Below are 17,072 nucleotides of genomic sequence, written 5' to 3' on the forward strand. Positions count from 1 at the left end.
ATAATTGATTTAAAAAGTTAGTAGGTATTTGTGTTTAAGATATCTTTCAGTTTGTTTTTTGCGCGGTTCATTTTTACCCTTACATTTCCTTCGGAAATCCCCATCTGTTCAGCAATTTCCTTTCCGGAGAAATCTTCTAGATAATAGAAAATAAAAGCTTTATCGATCGGATTCAACTGATGAATGGCTTTATACATGGCACTCAGTTTTTCTTCTTTTTCATCGTCAAATTCTTCCTGAATGATTTTATGTCCGGAAAAATCTTCATTTCCTATAAAGCTTCTTTTCTTTTCATTTTTAAGAAAGATAATTGCTGTATTCAAAGCAATTCTGTACAGCCAGGTTGAAAATTCACTTTGCCCTTTAAACTTGGGATAAGCTTTCCAAACCTGATACGTGATCTCCTGAAAAAGATCGTCGCGGTCATCTTTTTCGTCCATGTACATTTTAGAAATCTTAAAAATGATTCCCTTATGTTTTTCAATTTCCCTTAAAAATTCGTTTTCTAATGAGGCCATGATTATGTTGCTCTATAGAGTTAGTTACATTTAGAAAAAATTGTTACACTTTTTGTGAAAATAATAAAAAAGCCCGACAGAAATATTTCCTGCCGGGCTTCGATGTCATTACATAACAACTAGCTTTATTCCACTACTATTTTTTTGGAAACAGCAGTACCATTTGAATTAATTTTAACAATATAAACTCCTTTCTGAATTCCATTTATATTGATTCTGTTTATTCCTTTATTTAATTTCTCAGATTGTTTTACCAATTTTCCTGAAACATCATAAACTTCAAATACCGCTTCATTTTTATTATTTTCAATCGTAAATATTCCGTTTTTAACAGGATTAGGGTAAATATTAAATTGACTTTCAATATTATCTTTCACTTCATTTGTTGCTAAAATTCCGTTTCCGATTCCTACAGCGTACCAAGCATTTACATTTTGTTGCTGTTCTGTACCAGATGCTCCGTACAAATCTGTAACCGCTTGTTTTGTAGCATTATAAGCATCTAAAAATGTTGTATTTGGAGTCATATAATTGGTTAATGCTCTATAAATAATTTTTTCAGCTTTCTGAATTGTGATTCCTGTTACATTAAATGCATTTCCTATATCATTCGTTCCAGTCCCTCCATTTGAAAGAAGATAGAACCAATAATTTCCAACTCCACTATTGGTATGAACTCCCCCATTATCCGTTGTACTTGTAGGATTTACCCAATATGTTCCTTGATAAGTATCAGGTTGTTGAGAACCCAGCATTGCAGGTCCAGAATTAGGATTCGACATACTTCTGAAATATCCAGGATTAATAACAGCTGAATTTAAAATTCCTTCACCGATTGTCCAGTTCGGAGTAATTCCAGAATAAAACTCAATGGAGGTTCCCATCATATCAGCAATCGCTTCATTCAATGCTCCTGACTCTCCCTGATAATTCAAACCACCTAAGCCGTTTCTTCCTATAATCAAATGTGAATATTCATGACCGGCAACATCAATTCCAACAACAGGTCCTGCAACTGTTCCTGACGGATATGGAGGTAAAGCTCCGTTTCCGTAAACCATACATACAATTCCGCTTTGGTCAAGCGCAGCAGCATTCATTCCATAGCCCGGAGAAGAAGGATCAAATAACCCAAAATCAACATTATAATAATTTCTCACCAAAGCGCCGTTTCCGTCATAACTGTTTCTGTTGTGTCTGCTCACATAATAATCATGCGAAACTTCCATTGCCCATTGAACCTCAACAGCAGGTTTTGTTGCAGCAGACGTAAAGTTCGCCGTTGCGTTTGAATATTCTACAGCCCCGATTAATTCGCCTGTGGTTGGGTTAAAACTTCCGGTAAGATTCGTTGCATCGAGCGTATGAATATTTCTGGCATTATCCTTCAATCTGTAACCTCCACTGTAAGAATCCACAGTAATATTCTGTGCTCCTTTATATAAAGTCAAACTGTTTGAAGGCGTGTCTGCTTTATAAGATTTTGAAATTTTCTTTACAATATCTTTTGTAGAATTATCAATATAATAAGTAAATGCATTTAATGGTTTTAAAGAAAATGCTTCAATTTTTGATACAGAATATAACTCAACTCCTCTTGCAGTATTTACTTTTGTAATAAGTTGCTCGTAATCTGAAAACTTCGTATTACCAACCGCTTTCATATCTAAAAATGCGATTTTTTCCGTCTCCATTTGCGAAATTGTATTTCCAAGCTGCACATCAATATTTCTTGAAATTTCACCATTTACATACGTTAGTTTTCCATTTTTTTCGTGAAGTAAAATTACTTCATCCGCAACTTTTACTCCTTTATAAAAGTGCTGATAAACTGTATGTTTTATTCCCAATTCATCAGTTGAAGCTTTTACAAAATTAAAAGTATGATCATTTCCTGTTCCTAACCATTCTCCTAAATGATTAATCAAAAAGCCTGAAGGAATATCACTTCCACTGAAATTTGCATAAAAACTTCCCATTGAAGTCGGGGTAGAAATTTTCGGAAGATCTTTAACCGAAATTTCCGTTCTTTCCTTGTTCTGACCCTTCACCAAAGATTGTGGTGCAATACCAATGGCAAAAGTGAACATCAATGCCTTAACAAATGTAACTGTCTTTTTCATATTATTTTTCTTGATTAAATCTGACAGTTAGTAGGAAAAGTAAAAATTTGTTACATTTTTATTAATTTATCTTTAAATATTTTTTTCAAAAAAAACCTAGCCTCTTCTTTCTAAAGCTTTTAGAAGAGTATCCAAATCAATAAAATGAAATTTCGCTCCGAGTACTATAATTAAAACAAGAACTAATGATAGAAATATGGTAATAAAAATGTACCCTGAAATAAACCACAAAACCGTGTTCAAAATATTCCCGCCAATCCCAAATTTGTTAATGAAAAATTTCTGAGAACGCTCAAACCAAGTTTTATTTCTTTGTTTTTTGGGGTATACTTCCATATCATTCAGCTCATCTACCAATCTTACAACGTCTTCAATGTATTTGCCATACATATAATAAACCCAGTATTTTATAATAATGCATAGTATTAAAATAGCAATCAGAAAGCTTATGGCAAAAATGGCAAGATGATAATCTTCATTAAACTGAAAATCAATTTGTTCAAGAGAAGAAACAAATGCCAATGGAATATAAGAAACATAATAAGAAATATAAATTTCTTTTGCCACCAAAAGCTGTGTTCTGATATTGAAAAGATCATAATTTGTATTAATACTGCTTTTTTTAAGCATTTTATACAGTTTCAGAAACCTTGAATAAAAATACACGATCAATCCAACCGTTAAAACGGCAACGAATATTGAAATGGTTTTTACGTTAAAATCATCGGTCGTAAACGGAAAACCAATCAAAATCATTGGTAAAGTGATTACCATTAACCAAAATTCAGTTTTCATATTAATTCTGATCATCTCCAGCGGAGAATGAATTTCATCCTGTTTTTCCAAAGAAATTTCCGGAAGATCCTGACTGTCTTTATTCCAGAGTTCTTTAAAATTTTCTAATTCCATACTTTTTTGTTTAAAATTTAAACAGCTCGTTGTTTTTCAATTACTTCTTTCAGTTTGGCTTTTGCCCGGTTGAGTTTCACTCTTGCATTTACCTCTGTAATTCCCAGCTGTTTGGCTATTTCCTTACCAGGAAAATCTTCCAGAAAGAAAAAAATAAGTGCTTTGTCGATGGAACTCAACTGATGGATGGCTTCATACATCATCTTCATGTTCCTGTCATCTGTATCATTATAAGATTCTTGATAAACACTAAGATTTTCTATACTCTGATTCTGAATAAAACTACGTTTTTTTTCGCTTCTGAGAAATACAATAGCAGTATTGAGGGCGGTTCTGTAAAGCCATGTAGAAAATTCACTCTTTTTCTGAAAATCGCTGTAAGATTTCCATGCCTGATAGATGATCTCCTGATAGAGATCATTCTGATCGTCAAGGTTATCCATATACATCTTAGAGATCTTAAAAACCACACCTTTATGCTTTTCAATTTTCTCTAAGAACTCTTTTTCCAGTGAAGACATGTTTTTGGCTATGTCTCAGTTAGTAGGAATTTTTACAATTTGTTACAGTTTATTTTAAATTTTAAATATCACAGTCTATTTTAATAGCTTGATATATATATATCGTTTTGATTTTTATCAAATAAAAAAATCCGCAATACTATTATTGCAGATTTCTTTTTATTTGATAATTACATTAAAAAATATAATCTGTACTTAAAAAATTAGAATCATGTTCCCTTACAATCGTATTTAATAATTCTTTATTGGAGTCCGTCAGTTTAGCAGCCACTAAAGAACGGATAGAAAACGAACGTAAAGCATCAAAAACAGAAAGTGTACCTTCCGCACTGTCTTTTCTTCCTGTAAAAGGAAAAACATCGGGACCTCTCTGCGCTTGACAATTGATATTGACCCTGCTTACCAGATTTACAAAAGGATCAATCAGTTTGGCAATTTCAACAGGATCTTCACTGAAAATACTGACCTGCATTCCGTGGTCGGCATTCACCTGATAATCGATCGGTTCTTCAATATCATCAAACGGAACTACAGGAATTACCGGACCGAACTGCTCTTCATGATACAGTTTCATTTCACTATTGACAGGGAAAACTACCGCAGGAAAAACAAAAGATTCTTCTGTAAATCCTCCGTTTCCATTCAATACTTTTGCCCCTTTTGAAATGGCATCTTCAATACATTCCTTTAAATAAGGTGGTTTATTCACTTCCGGAAGCGGAGTAATTTTCACATCTTTTTCCCAAGGAAGTCCGGGTTTCATGGCAGAAACAGCAGCTGTCAATTTTTGGGTAAATTCTTCTGCAACTTCTTTCTGAACGAAAATTAACTTTAAAGCCGTACATCTCTGTCCGTTAAAAGAAAGAGCACCTAAAATACATTCGCTTACCGCAACATCCAGATTGGCATTTTTAGTAACAATGGCAGCGTTTTTAGCATCCAAACTCAGAATAGCTCTTAAACGATTCACTTTCGGATGCAGTTTTTTCAATCCGTTAGCCACTTTACTGGAGCCGATAAATGCCAAAACATTCACTTTTCCGCTTTCCATAATCGGTGTAATGATTTCTGAACCTTTTCCGTATAACGTATTCACCGTTCCTTTCGGGAAAGCTTCTTTGAACGCATTCAATAAAGGATAATGTGCTAAAACACCATGCTTGGGAAGTTTAAATAAAATGGTATTTCCCATTATCAAAGCGGGAATCAATGTTGTGAAAATTTCATTTAAAGGATAATTAAACGGTCCCATACTCAAAACTACGCCAAGCGGCGCCCTTCTGATTTGAGCGATCGTTCCTTCCGCCTGTTGAAAACGTGAAGATTCTCTGTCTGAATCTTTCAGGGCATCAATAGTCTGATTGATATAATCTACCGTCCTGTCAAATTCTTTGGTAGAATCTGCCAATGTTTTTCCGATTTCCCACATCAGCAATTTAATCACCAGATCACGCTGTTGAATCATTAAATACACAAACTTCTGCATGCATTTGATTCTTCCTTCCACAGACATGGTCGGCCACTCACCTAATCCGTTATCGTATGCTTTTACGCAGGCATCAAGAACTTTCATCGCTTCCTCAGGACCTATATTCGGAATACTTCCCAATAGTTTCCTTTCCAGACCGTTTTCCGTAGGAATGCAGACCGGCGAATAGATATTTTGTACATCGCCCTTCCACTCTACCAGTTCTCCATTTAAAAGATAAACCTTCTGATGAATTTCGGGGACTTTATATTCTTCGGGGATTTCGTTTTCAGATTTGAAGATCTCATACCGTGACGGTGTATTTACTGACTCCATAAATTTTCTGTTTTTAATACTTTTGAAATTTGAAAGAATAAAGTTAGACGTAAAATTTGATTTTAAAAAAGGGACTTAATAGATTTGCTCTATTTGAGCGGTTTTTAAATGAAAATTAATATAAGCTGCCTGAAAAAAGAATAATTTTGTTTAAAAATAAAATTCATGTATTCAAAATTCGTTTTCGGTGCGTTATTGTTTTTCTCATCGTTTGCTTTGGCACAAAACTCTAAAACAGCAAACACGGTTTTAGCCGGAGGAAAACCCGTTCATACGTATGCCAAATTACCAACTGTCAATAAACAGGCTCCCAAATTCACGCTTACAGATGTTACCATGAAGGATCAAACGTTGGATTCTTACAAAGGAAAATATCTGATCCTGAATATTTTTCCAAGTGTAGATACGGGTGTTTGTTCGGCTTCTGTGCATCATTTCAACGAAGATGCAGCCAGCATTCCGAATACAGTGATTCTTTGCATTTCCAAAGACTTACCTTTCGCTCAAAAAAGATTCTGCGGTGCAGAAGGAATTAAAAATGTGGTGATGCTTTCAGACTTCCGTTCAGATTTTGGAAAAACGTACGGAGTAGAAATTACAGATTCTGCGATGAAAGGATTGTTAAGCAGAGCGGTCGTAGTAATCGATCCTTCAGGAAAAATCATCTATGAAGAGCAGGTTGCAGATATTTCCCATGAACCGAATTATGAAGCAGCCATCAAAGCTGTGAAAAACTAAGTTGTACTTTTAAAATAACTAAAAATCTCAGGTAACAATTACTTGAGATTTTTTATGGAAAGATGCTTCGACAAGCTCAGCATGACACCTACAATTTAATTATTAAAATATCGATGTTAGTATTAGAATGTCATGCTGAGCGGAGTCGAAGCATTTTAGTCATTCCCTTTTTTATTCCTATTTTTTAGTGGAAAACAATTGTTAGTTTACTTTCTTTTTAGCCTTCCCTTTCTTTTTCGTGGTCACCACGATAACTCCATTCTTAGCTTTTGAACCATATAGTGCTATTGCAAAAGCATCTTTCAAAATATTTATGCTTTTTATTGAATTGGGATCTGTTTGCTGCAATTCTTTTAAGTCAACTATCTTTCCATCTAATACAACCACAAGTTTCTCTTCCTCTTTCAAGGTTGATCGTACTCCTCCAATCCTGATTTCCTTTTTATCCAGTTTTGAGGGATCTCCTGTAGAATTATTTTGTTGAGCTTTCATCAAATCATGTTCAGAAACCACTGTAGTAGATCCTAGAAACATTTTTTTTGTTTGATGACCCAATCCGGTATAAACCACCACCTCATCCAGTTTTTCTGTATTTAAAGTATCACACACTATATTTTGCTGTGCCTGTACAGAAACCCAACCTCCTGTCGTAAGAATAAAACCTACTGCAAACTTTACAAAAACAGAATTGATATAAGAGTATTGCAGATTTCTATTCAGTTGAGAGGCGAAAAAATTCCCGCAGATTTCTTCTGTAGAATTTGAAAAGACCTCCATGATTTCCTCATCCGAGGAAACAGTAAAATCTCTTACCGTTTTTGAACAGACAGAACAGAACCTTCCTTTTTCTTCGGGAGTCATTGCTTCCCAGTTTTCATGGCAGGGTGTTGGTATTGTGATTTTCATAGTAACCTCTTTTACTTATACAGATGCTTTGTTTTGATAAAAGGTTGGAAAGAAATCAAACCTAAAATAAATAAAACTACATGTCTGAAGTTTTTATTTATTTTCAATTTTAGATTTTCTGTTTTTAAGTATCTTTTTGGAAGTAATAACAACTGCTCCGTATTGCCCTTCTTTACCATAAATTGCTGTTGCCGCTGTTCCGTCCAATATATCGATTGATTCTATATTTTCCCGATTCAGCTTCTTCATTTTATCTTCTGAAATTCTGAATCCATCTAAAAAAATCCTCGGCTGTGTAGACTCTATATCTTTTTTTGAAGGTCTTCCTACCCAATTAGAGGCACCAATTGTATCATTTACTTTACGAAAACCCACAAAACCTTGTTTAAAATCTATTTTTTTTAGGTCTTCGTCTGTTTTTAATTTCTGACCATTCACAGTGATGGATGCGCCTAAGCTCACTACTAACCCTAAAGCTATTTTCCCAAAAACAGATAAAGCGATATTCCTGTTTAGCTGATTTTCATTAAAATTCCCGCAAATATCCGGATCAGATTTCATTTCCTGATAAAGTTCCTCATCAGAACTACGGGTAAAATCTCTCACTGTTTTCGAACATACTGAACAAAATCTTCCTTTTTCTTCAGAAGTCATTGCTTCCCAGTTTTCATGGCAGGGTGTTGGTATTGTGATTTTCATGGTCTCTTTTTTATATAAAGATGTATAATTTTTTTGAAAAGGTTGGAAAGTACTCGATTATTTTATCATTAAGGAAATTTTCTTTCTAAACGTAAGAACAATCAGCCCTGAAAAAATTAAAGCAAAAACAGAAACAAACATTCCTATGAGATAAGTTTTTCTTATCCGTTCTGTCTGGTTTTTTATCTCTCCGGTTGCATTTCTTTTCAGATTATCAACAGTCGGCGAAGAATGCAATTTCATTCTTTCCTCTAAAACAGGAAGATTAAATCCATATTCCTTTGCAATTTTATAAGTTTCCAACGCCTCTTCTTTTTCACCGGATAAATAAGAAATATTTCCTAAATCAAATAAAAGCTGTGCTACAATTTTGTCTTTAGGCTTTACAAATGAAACCCTCTCATTCAACTGATAATAAACCATTTCCTTAAGTTTAAAAAGTTCTGCTTTGTCCAAATCCGATACAGGATATTTTCCATTGCCAAAATCATGTTCAATTAAAAACTTCGATGTGATATTTTTTTCACGCTTAATTTTAGCCTTTAAAATATTGACATGAATCCATTCTGAATGAAAATGGGATTCAGGATTGATTTTTACGGCTCTTTCAATCCATTTTAAGGCTTCGGAATTATTACCTATTAACTCATAAGCTGTTCCTAGATTTGAAGCGGTAGAATATCTATTGGGTTGAAGTTTTTCAATCTTTTTATACAGTTCAATGGCTTCCTGATACTTTCCTTGAATGATTAGGACCAATCCTTTATCTGATAAATATTCTATTTTCCCGGTCTCTTTATAATTTTTTTCCAATGAAACTAAAATCTTCATCAACTCTTCATTATCTCCAAATTGATGACCATAAGGAACAAACCCTTCATAATCTTCATAAAGAAGAGACCCATCTTTCAATCGTAAGCTTTCTCCATTCAGACATCCAAAAACCGGAATTGAAAATAATGCTCCGAAGATTAAACTAAAAAAGTATTTTCTCATATTCAAATCTCTTATTTTCTGGTTATTATTGGAGAATGAAAATACCTCGGATCAGGATATTGAAATTCAAAATCCAGTTCTGAAATTAATTTGGCAGACGAAATCAGCCTTCCTTTTTCGGTACGTTCTCCCGAATATGGCAAGTCTTTCTGTGCATTAATTATCTCTTCTTTATTAGGATGAACTGGCGCGACAAGGTTGTATACTTTTCCCTGAGACTGTTGATCCAGCATTTTTTCAACCACAGAACAGATGTCTGCATAATGAATATGATTCACCAGCTGATCCAAATTGGAGATATTATAATTCTTCAGCAATCGCTGATCTCCCATTAATCCTGCTAATCTTAAAATATTGACATCCGGAAACTTATCTTTAATAAAGTGTTCGCTTTCCACATTTTCTACCGGCTGATCTTCTTCCTTATATTCTTTTTCAAACTCGGGATAAACTCCTGTTGAACTCGTTAAAAAAAGCTGACCTTTATAATCTCCAAGGAATTTCAGTACATTTTCCTGTCTTGTTTTCATAGAAACCTGCTTTCCTCTGATTCCTGAAAAAGGAATACTGATAATGATCGCATCCAGCTCGTGGGCAATCTCCCATTCTTTTAAGGTTTCGGAGCCTTCATCAGAAAAACTGACTAAGGTTGGAACGTATCCTTTGGATTTAAATGCTTCTATTTTCGATTCGGAGGTTGTTGTTGCGTAGATTTTGTATCGGTCTGACAAACGTTCTGCCATGTGATTTCCCAACCAGCCACAGCCGATAATTCCTAGTTTTTTCATATTCATTTTTTATCTATCTCTCGAGCTCTATTCCAAATAATTGATGCAACTGAATAAATTTCATCAACGGAGAACCTTCAGCACTGCATGTTGCATTAGCTTTTGGCAAATAAACCATAATTGTACTTTGCTTACCGTTTTGTGTAATCATCACAAAATTTTCCGGGGCATCGTCAACATAGCCTGTAGCACAGATCTGATGGTTCTTTTCCGAGTACTGGAAATCTGCCTGAGTATATCTTGCGAAGTCTTTGAAAAATTCTGACTGTATAATATCCTTTAAATCAGTTTTTTCTGATTCCCCTACTTTTATCTTATCCCTTTGATGTTTTTTGCCCCGCTTGAAGTAGATTTTCTCTTTATCATGTACAATATCACCGTTTTCTTTATAGATAAAATGATCAATAGTAAACTGATAGCCTAATCCACCATTAGTATAAAAAGATACTGCGATTTCATTGTTTTTAAGCTTCAACAGCTTTTGAACTTCATTATTTTGATCGATCTGATCTTTCAAAGGTAAATCCGGAAGACTGTTTTGTGCAAAAAGTAAAATCGGAAACAGGAAAAGGCTCAATTTTAAAGTTTTCATTTTTTGTTATTCGTGTTTTTCAAAATAAAACGAAGAAAAATGTATCGGAAACTTGTATCGATCCATATTTCTCAATCGTTTATGGTTATATTCAAATATAGAACAATTTCATCTCCCAAAAATATTATTTTAAATGATATGATTGCTGCCATTCCTAATGAATTCCGTCAGTTCGGGTGTTTTTCTAAAGGAAAAATGTATCGGGAACTTTATGCAGATCGTAACGGAGTTCTCGATACAAAATTCTTTCAGAATTTCACTCGAACGGACGGAAGGAAAAAATTAAAAACAATGATTAATTGTTTTCTATCATTTAAGACGGATTCAATTCAAGGCAAAACAATTTCCTCACCTAAAAATATCATTTTTTAATAATATGATTCCTGTTATTCATAATGAATACGCCAGTCCGGTGCTTTTCTAAAGGAAAATTATATTGGGAACTTTATGCAGATCGTACGAAGTTCTCGATACAAAATTCTTTCAGAATTTCACTCGAACTGACGGAAGAAAACAACTCAACACAATGCTGAATTGTTTTTCATCATCTAAGATGGGTTTTGGTCTTTTCTCCTGAGTTCGGAATTCTTCGCTGCCTTCACCAGCTCATTCGTATCGCGGTAGAGAAGCTCCCATTCCGGAACGTCTTTCATAGCGGTCAGCAGATTAAAATACGTTTTCAGGTTTTTCTCCAATCCTCTGCGAATGGCGGTAGCACTGGTCAGCTGACGAAGGTCTGCATTGGCTGCTGCCTGATCTGCAAAAATGGTTTCAAAGTCTTCATGCTTAGCTTTCATGTCTGCAAACGCCGTATCCAAAACAAGAAGAGAAATGTTCTGAAGGTTTTCAGGGGTTTCCAGTTCTTCGATCAGCTTTTTCATCTGAGCCGTCTGTGAGGAATAGCTTAATCGGTCCAGATCCAGTCCGAACTTTTTAAATATTCCGTACAGGTCTTCCGCAACCTGATAATTAGCCGCTGAAGAAAGTTTCCGGTATCCGTTCAGGAAGGCCTTGAGACTGTTGTAGGCAAGATCTCTTTCGTAGTCTGCCGTAGCGACGTCTTTTCCCTTTCCGCTGTAGATCTGTTTTGCATACACTTTGTCATACTCCTTCCATGAGGTTTCCAAAGTTGCGGTAAGAGGATGGTTGGTAATTACAGGATATTTTCCTGACTGGGCATTTGAAATAACGCGTTGAGCTAAGGTCGCAAGGTCCTTAGTACTCAGTTTCGTGAGTGTAATTTTCATACGTTTGTGTTTTGGTTAATAAATTAAAAATCAAATATATAAAATTTTGATTATCATCGATTTAATTTAACACAAAGTCCGAAAATATTTTTTACGGCTTATTGTTTCTAAGGTTTACAAAGCCTTTTCATTCAAGAAAAAAAGCAAAGTAAGATCAGTAATCTTCAAATAAAAACTTCTTTGGTTACAAACACCCTTGTTTTAAACAAAGAAGTCCTAAACTATATTTTAAGATTATATTAGAATAGAATGGCTTTATTTTTTATATTTGAACTTATTCCCCATTGTTTTAATCCAATCCATTAGCCACACTTATAGAAAATCTACTGAAAATGACAACTTTTCCTATTATAGCTTCAACATTATCACAAAAAGAATTAGGTGAATTTATCAGTGAAAAATATCAATTGAAAGAAAGTTTTGATTGTAAGCTTTTTAGAACCGGAGTCAATCACACCTATTTCATATCCGGTGTTCATACAAAATATGCTGTTAGAGTATATTGTTATAATTGGAGAACAAAAGTTGAAATCCAGCAGGAATTAGAGCTTTTAAACTTACTTAAAAACAACGGTCTTTCCGTATCATTTCCGATTCCTGATGAAAACGGAAATTTAATCCAAGAAATCAATGCTCCGGAAGGCTTACGATATGTCGTACTTTTTTCATTTGCTGAAGGTGAAAAAATGCGATATATGTCAAATAAAACCTGCTTTGCCATTGGTTCAATGATGGCTAAGATTCATACTATAACTGCAACTAAAGAAATCGATAGAATACACTACAATCCTGAGGTGCTTTTGAATAAGGCTTATGATGATCTAAATGTATTTTTCTCTGATGATTTAAGTGAAATGAAGTATATCAGACAAATTACTCCTGAGATATCCCAAAATTTTGAAGACAGTAATTTATCAGAAAATCAAAAAGGAATAGTTCATCTCGATATCTGGTATGATAATCTGAGCGTCAATAAAGAAGATGAGATTACCATTTTTGACTTTGATAATTGTGGAAACGGACCTTTGATCTTAGATATCGGTTATTTTTGCAAGCAACTATTTTTCATTGAATCAGACAAGAACGAATATGAAATGAAAGTTGAAAGTTTTCTCAACGGTTATAAAAAAGAAAGAAGTTTATCTGAAAAAGAACTGAAATTAATTCCGGAAGCAGGAGCATCCGTTTTTGTATTTTACCTCGGTGTTCAAGCTCAGCGCTTTGATTGGTCCAATATATTCTTAACAGAAAACTATCTTAAAATGTTTGTCGGAAGAATAAAAAATTGGGTGGAATATTACCAAACGAAAGAAATAAGCTCCAATATCCCGGATTTGCAATCCGTACCTAATACCTAAAAAATAAAGGATAGTAATTTTAAATCCGCACTCTCGTAAGAATAAAAAACCTGTCCCAAAGCAGGTTTTTTTTATCTAAAAAGTTTTAAAAAACGAAATATCATAATCTCAAATAAAAACTTCTTTGGTTACAAACACCCTTGTTTTAAACCAAAGAAGTCCTCCGAAGGTTTCCTACAAGTTGCGGGAGACTAAAGAAGTTCTCCGGTAGTCACAAACAACCCTGTTTTAAACAAACGGAGGACTCCGAAGGTTTGTTTTAAGAGTGGTTGTAATGATGGAAGGAGTTGGGTGGTTTGAAACAGGTTATTTTGTTAATTCGGATTGAACTGAATATTGAAATTCTTTAAATAATCCTCTATTGGTTCCATTCCCATTTCTTTTCTTCTTTCGTTCACGGTTTCAGGATTTTCTAATTGATACAATTTACCATTTTCTATTTGCGAACCGTATATTTGAGGCTTCCCGTCGTCCATTAACATCCTATCTTTCATCAATGCATATTGTTGCTTAGATAAGTCTCCATTTTTTACCGCTTTCTCGATATATGGAAAATACTTTTTTCTGATTTCTTTAGTACTATGTTGTAGTCCCAACCAGATTGCATCCATTTGTTTTTGACCCACCTCCTTTAATGTTGGCATACCACACTTTTCAATAATGCTAATCACTAATTCTTGATTCCTATGATCTTCTTTAGCGTATTTGATGAGTTCATTTGATTTTCTAATCCTTTGGTCACTTTCTAAAACTTCGCTCAAGATTTGATTTTTTTTGCTGCAATCGACTTCAATAATATCTACTGAACCTACATAGACAAATTTATCCCTATTCATATAAAGGAATATTGATATTATTAAAACAAGAGCGGTTAATATGCTAAATACTATTTTTTTTATTTTCATTTCTATTTTTGTGTCATATTCCAATATAGGTTGACCATTTTTGGTTAAAAATTAATTGTTCCCAAAAGTAGGAATTATTTTTAAGTGTCGGAATAAAGTATAGATAATTTTTCCCCGATCTCGCGGATTTGCAATCCGTACCTAATACTTAAAAAATAAAGAACAGTAATTTTAAATCCACACTCTCATAAGAATACAAAACCTGCCTCACAGCAGGTTTTTTTCATTTAAAAAGTTTTAAAACAAAGTATCATAATCCCCAATAAAAACTTCTTTGGTTACAAACATCCTTGTTTTAAACCAAAGAAGCCCTCCGAAGGTCTCCCGCAAGTTGCAGGAAACTAAAGAAGTTCTCCGGTAGTCACAAACAACCTTGTTTTAAACAAACGGAGGACTCCGAAGGTTTGTTTTAAGGGTGATTGTAATGATCGGAGGAGTTGGGTGGTTTGAAACGGGTTTGTTTTGAGGATGGAAGTTTTTTTGATTATGGAAAACCGTAAGGTTTTAAGAATGATGTTATTTATATTTGACATTAATCAATTAACATAAAAACTATAACAAAATCATAATATATGGAATACGATTATATTATAGTACAAAGTGTTCTAACGAATGAAAGAGGTAAACATGGTCCTGTACATATAAAACCTCTTCCTAATCAAGATCCTTATTTAGAAACTATGTTCGTACAGTGTTCTAAAATACTATCTACAGACTTTCCTGTTGGAACAAAATTCAGAATAAAAGCAAAGATAATCACTCCTACGAATGGCAATCGACCTTTTGTATCAAGTCATTATACATGGTCTTTTGAAGTAATTAAAGATTAAAACTAATCAGTATAAATTTTAATTAAATCAAATTCTAACATTAACACAAGACAGCTTTAATTATACCCAACAAAAAACAGATAATAAATCTTTAGTTAATCAAAGCTTTATAACCTACAAAACTATACTAAAAATTAACAATGAAAACATCATTTCAAGGCTACTACAAAAAAACAGATGACGAAATAAAAACTATATGGGATAATGGATTAATTGTATTCGATACAAATGTTTTACTTAACTTATATCGTTACTCAGATACAACGAGAGAAACTCTTATAGATTTAATATCCAAATTTTCTGATAAAATTTATCTCCCTCATCAAGCTGCTTTAGAATATAATCGTAATAGATATGAAGTTATTGCCGAACAAGAAAAAGCTTACAAAGATTTTTTAAGTAAAATTTCACAAATTCAGCAAGATTTACAATCAACAAATAAGCCTCCATTTTTATCTTCTAGCATTGATTCTAAACTTAATGAAGCTTTCGAGAATGTGAGTATGGAAGTCGAAGATAGTATAAAAAAATATTGTGGATTCTTAAAAGACGATCCCATTTATAATAAACTTACAGCCCTCTTTAAATCAAAATTAGGTGACGAATTTAATAATGTAGAACTCGAAATAATATATGAAGAAGGTGAAAATCGATATGTAAAAAAGATACCTCCTGGATTTGAAGATGAAAAAACCAAAGATAATTTTCGAAAATTCGGAGATCTAGTCTTATGGAAACAAATAATCAAAATCAGTAAAGATTTAAATAAAGATATTATTTTAATTACCGATGAAAGAAAAACAGATTGGTGGTGGAAGTTAAAAGATGGAAGAAATATGGGACCAAGACAAGAGTTAGTAGAAGAAATATATAAAGAATCACAAAAACAATTTCATATGTATTCTTCTGAACGATTTTTAAGTTATGGTCAAACGTATTTAAAAGAACAAATAAATAAAAAAGCATTAGAAGAAATTCAAGCTATGAAGTCAGCAGAGTTGGAAAACTTAAAGTATTTTGACAACAAAAATTATTATCATAACGAAATAAGTAATGATCAGGCAGACTCTTTACATAAAAGACTAATTGAAATAGAAAAACTAATTCATAGTGACGATAAAATAACGTCTTTTTTGAGTGATCGGAGTATCAGTGAAAAGATTGAAGATAGAGTAAATAACTATAATAATTATATTTTAGAACTGAGAAAAGAGAGAGACTCTATTAAAGAAAAAATTGATTTTATAAATAAACACTCATATAGAAATACTTATAGAGATAGTTACAATTCTGAACTTGATAATGAAATCTTTAAAAAACTTATAAAAATAGAGAAGGATAAAACTAATAATAATTACGGATACTAATAAATATTTTAATATATAATAATAAATAACAACTTTTTTATGTCAAAATGCACAGCTCCCGTAACTGGACATCGAACTGCCAGTGGTGCAGAAAATTGCCCTGTTTGCAGATATAAATCTCTACGCGGATATAGTTCTTATTCTTCAAATGATACTTATTCTTCATCAAGAAGTTCAACATCTGGAAACTATAACAGTACCAAAGGGCGAACTCAAAAAGCAAATTGGTCAAAGTCCGGTTCATCAATCTATTATACTCCAACAGAAATTAAAACTTTAACTCCTGTTAGAAAAATTGTTGAACAAAGAGCAGAAAAGCTTGACATTAAAGATATTTTTCTTTGTCACGCTTGGGATGATAGGAAAGAATCTGCACAAGAACTATACGATTTACTTGAATCCAATGGAGTTTCTGTATGGTTTAGTGAAAAAGATATACCATTAGGAACATCATTTCTTCGAGAAATCGATAAAGGATTAGGAAAATCAAAAATTGGAATTGTTTTAGTTACGCCCAATTTTTTAAAAAGAATTCAAAACGAAGGAGTTGCAGATAAAGAACTTTCTGTATTACTTGCTAGAGATCAACTTGTACCAATTATTCACAATTCAACATATGAAGATTTACGAGATGTTAGTCCATTATTGGGTTCAAGAAATGGTTTAGATACAAGAGAAGATTCAATGGAAAACATAGCAAAAAAATTAGCCGAACTTACTACTGTATAATCTCGGGTGAAAGCAAAAAGACAAATCATTTTTTTATCACAG

General features: G+C 33.3%; 18 protein-coding genes. 6 read left to right on the top strand and 12 right to left on the bottom strand.

Going from position 1 to position 17,072, the window contains the following annotated elements; all coding sequences use genetic code 11:
- Positions 1-17: 17 nt before the first annotated feature.
- From LV842_RS03015 to LV842_RS03035, 5 genes are all read right to left on the bottom strand, one after another.
- Complete coding sequence (locus LV842_RS03015) at positions 18-518, bottom strand: RNA polymerase sigma factor (protein WP_233109978.1); 501 nt, start codon at positions 516-518, stop codon at positions 18-20.
- A 125-nt stretch (positions 519-643) separates the two neighbouring features.
- Positions 644-2,641 (bottom strand): M4 family metallopeptidase, encoded by a 1,998-nt coding sequence (locus LV842_RS03020; protein ID WP_233109979.1) that lies wholly within the window; start codon positions 2,639-2,641, stop codon positions 644-646.
- Positions 2,642-2,737: 96 nt separating this feature from the next.
- Complete coding sequence (locus tag LV842_RS03025; protein ID WP_233109980.1) at positions 2,738-3,550, bottom strand: hypothetical protein; 813 nt, start codon at positions 3,548-3,550, stop codon at positions 2,738-2,740.
- 17 nt (positions 3,551-3,567) lie between these two features.
- Positions 3,568-4,071, bottom strand: coding sequence for an RNA polymerase sigma factor (locus tag LV842_RS03030; protein WP_233109981.1), 504 nt, complete (start codon positions 4,069-4,071; stop codon positions 3,568-3,570).
- A 175-nt stretch (positions 4,072-4,246) separates the two neighbouring features.
- Complete coding sequence (locus tag LV842_RS03035) at positions 4,247-5,875, bottom strand: NADP-dependent glyceraldehyde-3-phosphate dehydrogenase (RefSeq protein ID WP_233109982.1); 1,629 nt, start codon at positions 5,873-5,875, stop codon at positions 4,247-4,249.
- A gap of 165 nt (positions 5,876-6,040) precedes the next feature.
- Here LV842_RS03035 and tpx point away from each other — a divergent pair, with 165 nt between their 5' ends.
- Positions 6,041-6,613, top strand: a complete 573-nt coding sequence (gene tpx, locus LV842_RS03040; protein WP_233109983.1) for a thiol peroxidase — start codon at positions 6,041-6,043, stop codon at positions 6,611-6,613.
- Between the two features lie 201 nt (positions 6,614-6,814).
- Here tpx and LV842_RS03045 read toward each other — a convergent pair whose 3' ends face one another.
- From LV842_RS03045 to LV842_RS03065, 5 genes are all read right to left on the bottom strand, one after another.
- The gene (locus LV842_RS03045) at positions 6,815-7,519 is read right to left on the bottom strand and encodes a hypothetical protein (protein ID WP_233109984.1); all 705 of its coding nucleotides are present in this window, start codon (positions 7,517-7,519) and stop codon (positions 6,815-6,817) included.
- A gap of 93 nt (positions 7,520-7,612) precedes the next feature.
- The gene (locus tag LV842_RS03050; protein ID WP_233109985.1) at positions 7,613-8,218 is read right to left on the bottom strand and encodes a TonB-dependent receptor plug domain-containing protein; all 606 of its coding nucleotides are present in this window, start codon (positions 8,216-8,218) and stop codon (positions 7,613-7,615) included.
- A 57-nt stretch (positions 8,219-8,275) separates the two neighbouring features.
- A complete protein-coding gene (locus LV842_RS03055) occupies positions 8,276-9,214 on the bottom strand; it encodes a tetratricopeptide repeat protein (protein WP_233109986.1) in 939 nt (312 codons plus the stop codon).
- An 11-nt stretch (positions 9,215-9,225) separates the two neighbouring features.
- Complete coding sequence (locus tag LV842_RS03060; protein WP_233109987.1) at positions 9,226-10,002, bottom strand: NAD(P)-binding domain-containing protein; 777 nt, start codon at positions 10,000-10,002, stop codon at positions 9,226-9,228.
- Positions 10,003-10,015: 13 nt separating this feature from the next.
- Positions 10,016-10,594: a hypothetical protein gene (locus LV842_RS03065; RefSeq protein ID WP_233109988.1), complete on the bottom strand. Its 579-nt coding sequence runs from the start codon at positions 10,592-10,594 to the stop codon at positions 10,016-10,018.
- 39 nt (positions 10,595-10,633) lie between these two features.
- Here LV842_RS03065 and LV842_RS03070 point away from each other — a divergent pair, with 39 nt between their 5' ends.
- On the top strand, positions 10,634-10,966 hold the full coding sequence (locus LV842_RS03070) for a hypothetical protein (protein ID WP_233109989.1): 333 nt from the start codon (positions 10,634-10,636) through the stop codon (positions 10,964-10,966).
- 176 nt (positions 10,967-11,142) lie between these two features.
- Here the strand turns inward: LV842_RS03070 and LV842_RS03075 are convergent, their stop codons facing one another.
- Complete coding sequence (locus LV842_RS03075) at positions 11,143-11,841, bottom strand: DUF6261 family protein (RefSeq protein WP_233109990.1); 699 nt, start codon at positions 11,839-11,841, stop codon at positions 11,143-11,145.
- Between the two features lie 332 nt (positions 11,842-12,173).
- On the opposite strand from LV842_RS03075, the gene LV842_RS03080 reads away from it, so the two are divergent.
- Positions 12,174-13,199, top strand: a complete 1,026-nt coding sequence (locus LV842_RS03080; protein WP_233109991.1) for a phosphotransferase — start codon at positions 12,174-12,176, stop codon at positions 13,197-13,199.
- Positions 13,200-13,513: 314 nt separating this feature from the next.
- Here the strand turns inward: LV842_RS03080 and LV842_RS03085 are convergent, their stop codons facing one another.
- A complete protein-coding gene (locus LV842_RS03085; RefSeq protein ID WP_233109992.1) occupies positions 13,514-14,104 on the bottom strand; it encodes a DUF6624 domain-containing protein in 591 nt (196 codons plus the stop codon).
- Positions 14,105-14,676: 572 nt separating this feature from the next.
- On the opposite strand from LV842_RS03085, the gene LV842_RS03090 reads away from it, so the two are divergent.
- The 3 genes from LV842_RS03090 (at position 14,677) to LV842_RS03100 (ending at position 17,030) form a co-directional block, all read left to right on the top strand.
- Entirely contained in the window at positions 14,677-14,934 is a 258-nt protein-coding gene (locus tag LV842_RS03090; protein WP_233109993.1) for a hypothetical protein, read from the top strand.
- Positions 14,935-15,074: 140 nt separating this feature from the next.
- Entirely contained in the window at positions 15,075-16,301 is a 1,227-nt protein-coding gene (locus LV842_RS03095) for a PIN domain-containing protein (protein WP_233109994.1), read from the top strand.
- A 39-nt stretch (positions 16,302-16,340) separates the two neighbouring features.
- Complete coding sequence (locus LV842_RS03100) at positions 16,341-17,030, top strand: toll/interleukin-1 receptor domain-containing protein (protein WP_233109995.1); 690 nt, start codon at positions 16,341-16,343, stop codon at positions 17,028-17,030.
- Positions 17,031-17,072 lie beyond the last annotated feature (42 nt).

The sequence above is a fragment of the Chryseobacterium gwangjuense genome, from assembly GCF_021311115.1.
GTDB classification, from domain to species: domain Bacteria; phylum Bacteroidota; class Bacteroidia; order Flavobacteriales; family Weeksellaceae; genus Chryseobacterium; species Chryseobacterium gwangjuense.

Excerpts from the sequence above, each read along its gene's own strand:
- LV842_RS03015 (WP_233109978.1), bottom strand. The coding sequence starts at position 518 with ATGGCCTCATTAGAAAACGAATTTTTAAGGGAAATTGAAAAACATAAG.
- LV842_RS03020 (WP_233109979.1), bottom strand. The coding sequence starts at position 2,641 with ATGAAAAAGACAGTTACATTTGTTAAGGCATTGATGTTCACTTTTGCC.
- LV842_RS03025 (WP_233109980.1), bottom strand. The coding sequence starts at position 3,550 with ATGGAATTAGAAAATTTTAAAGAACTCTGGAATAAAGACAGTCAGGAT.
- LV842_RS03030 (WP_233109981.1), bottom strand. The coding sequence starts at position 4,071 with ATGTCTTCACTGGAAAAAGAGTTCTTAGAGAAAATTGAAAAGCATAAA.
- LV842_RS03035 (WP_233109982.1), bottom strand. The coding sequence starts at position 5,875 with ATGGAGTCAGTAAATACACCGTCACGGTATGAGATCTTCAAATCTGAA.
- tpx (WP_233109983.1), top strand. The coding sequence starts at position 6,041 with ATGTATTCAAAATTCGTTTTCGGTGCGTTATTGTTTTTCTCATCGTTT.
- LV842_RS03045 (WP_233109984.1), bottom strand. The coding sequence starts at position 7,519 with ATGAAAATCACAATACCAACACCCTGCCATGAAAACTGGGAAGCAATG.
- LV842_RS03050 (WP_233109985.1), bottom strand. The coding sequence starts at position 8,218 with ATGAAAATCACAATACCAACACCCTGCCATGAAAACTGGGAAGCAATG.
- LV842_RS03055 (WP_233109986.1), bottom strand. The coding sequence starts at position 9,214 with ATGAGAAAATACTTTTTTAGTTTAATCTTCGGAGCATTATTTTCAATT.
- LV842_RS03060 (WP_233109987.1), bottom strand. The coding sequence starts at position 10,002 with ATGAAAAAACTAGGAATTATCGGCTGTGGCTGGTTGGGAAATCACATG.
- LV842_RS03065 (WP_233109988.1), bottom strand. The coding sequence starts at position 10,594 with ATGAAAACTTTAAAATTGAGCCTTTTCCTGTTTCCGATTTTACTTTTT.
- LV842_RS03070 (WP_233109989.1), top strand. The coding sequence starts at position 10,634 with ATGTATCGGAAACTTGTATCGATCCATATTTCTCAATCGTTTATGGTT.
- LV842_RS03075 (WP_233109990.1), bottom strand. The coding sequence starts at position 11,841 with ATGAAAATTACACTCACGAAACTGAGTACTAAGGACCTTGCGACCTTA.
- LV842_RS03080 (WP_233109991.1), top strand. The coding sequence starts at position 12,174 with ATGACAACTTTTCCTATTATAGCTTCAACATTATCACAAAAAGAATTA.
- LV842_RS03085 (WP_233109992.1), bottom strand. The coding sequence starts at position 14,104 with ATGAAAATAAAAAAAATAGTATTTAGCATATTAACCGCTCTTGTTTTA.
- LV842_RS03090 (WP_233109993.1), top strand. The coding sequence starts at position 14,677 with ATGGAATACGATTATATTATAGTACAAAGTGTTCTAACGAATGAAAGA.
- LV842_RS03095 (WP_233109994.1), top strand. The coding sequence starts at position 15,075 with ATGAAAACATCATTTCAAGGCTACTACAAAAAAACAGATGACGAAATA.
- LV842_RS03100 (WP_233109995.1), top strand. The coding sequence starts at position 16,341 with ATGTCAAAATGCACAGCTCCCGTAACTGGACATCGAACTGCCAGTGGT.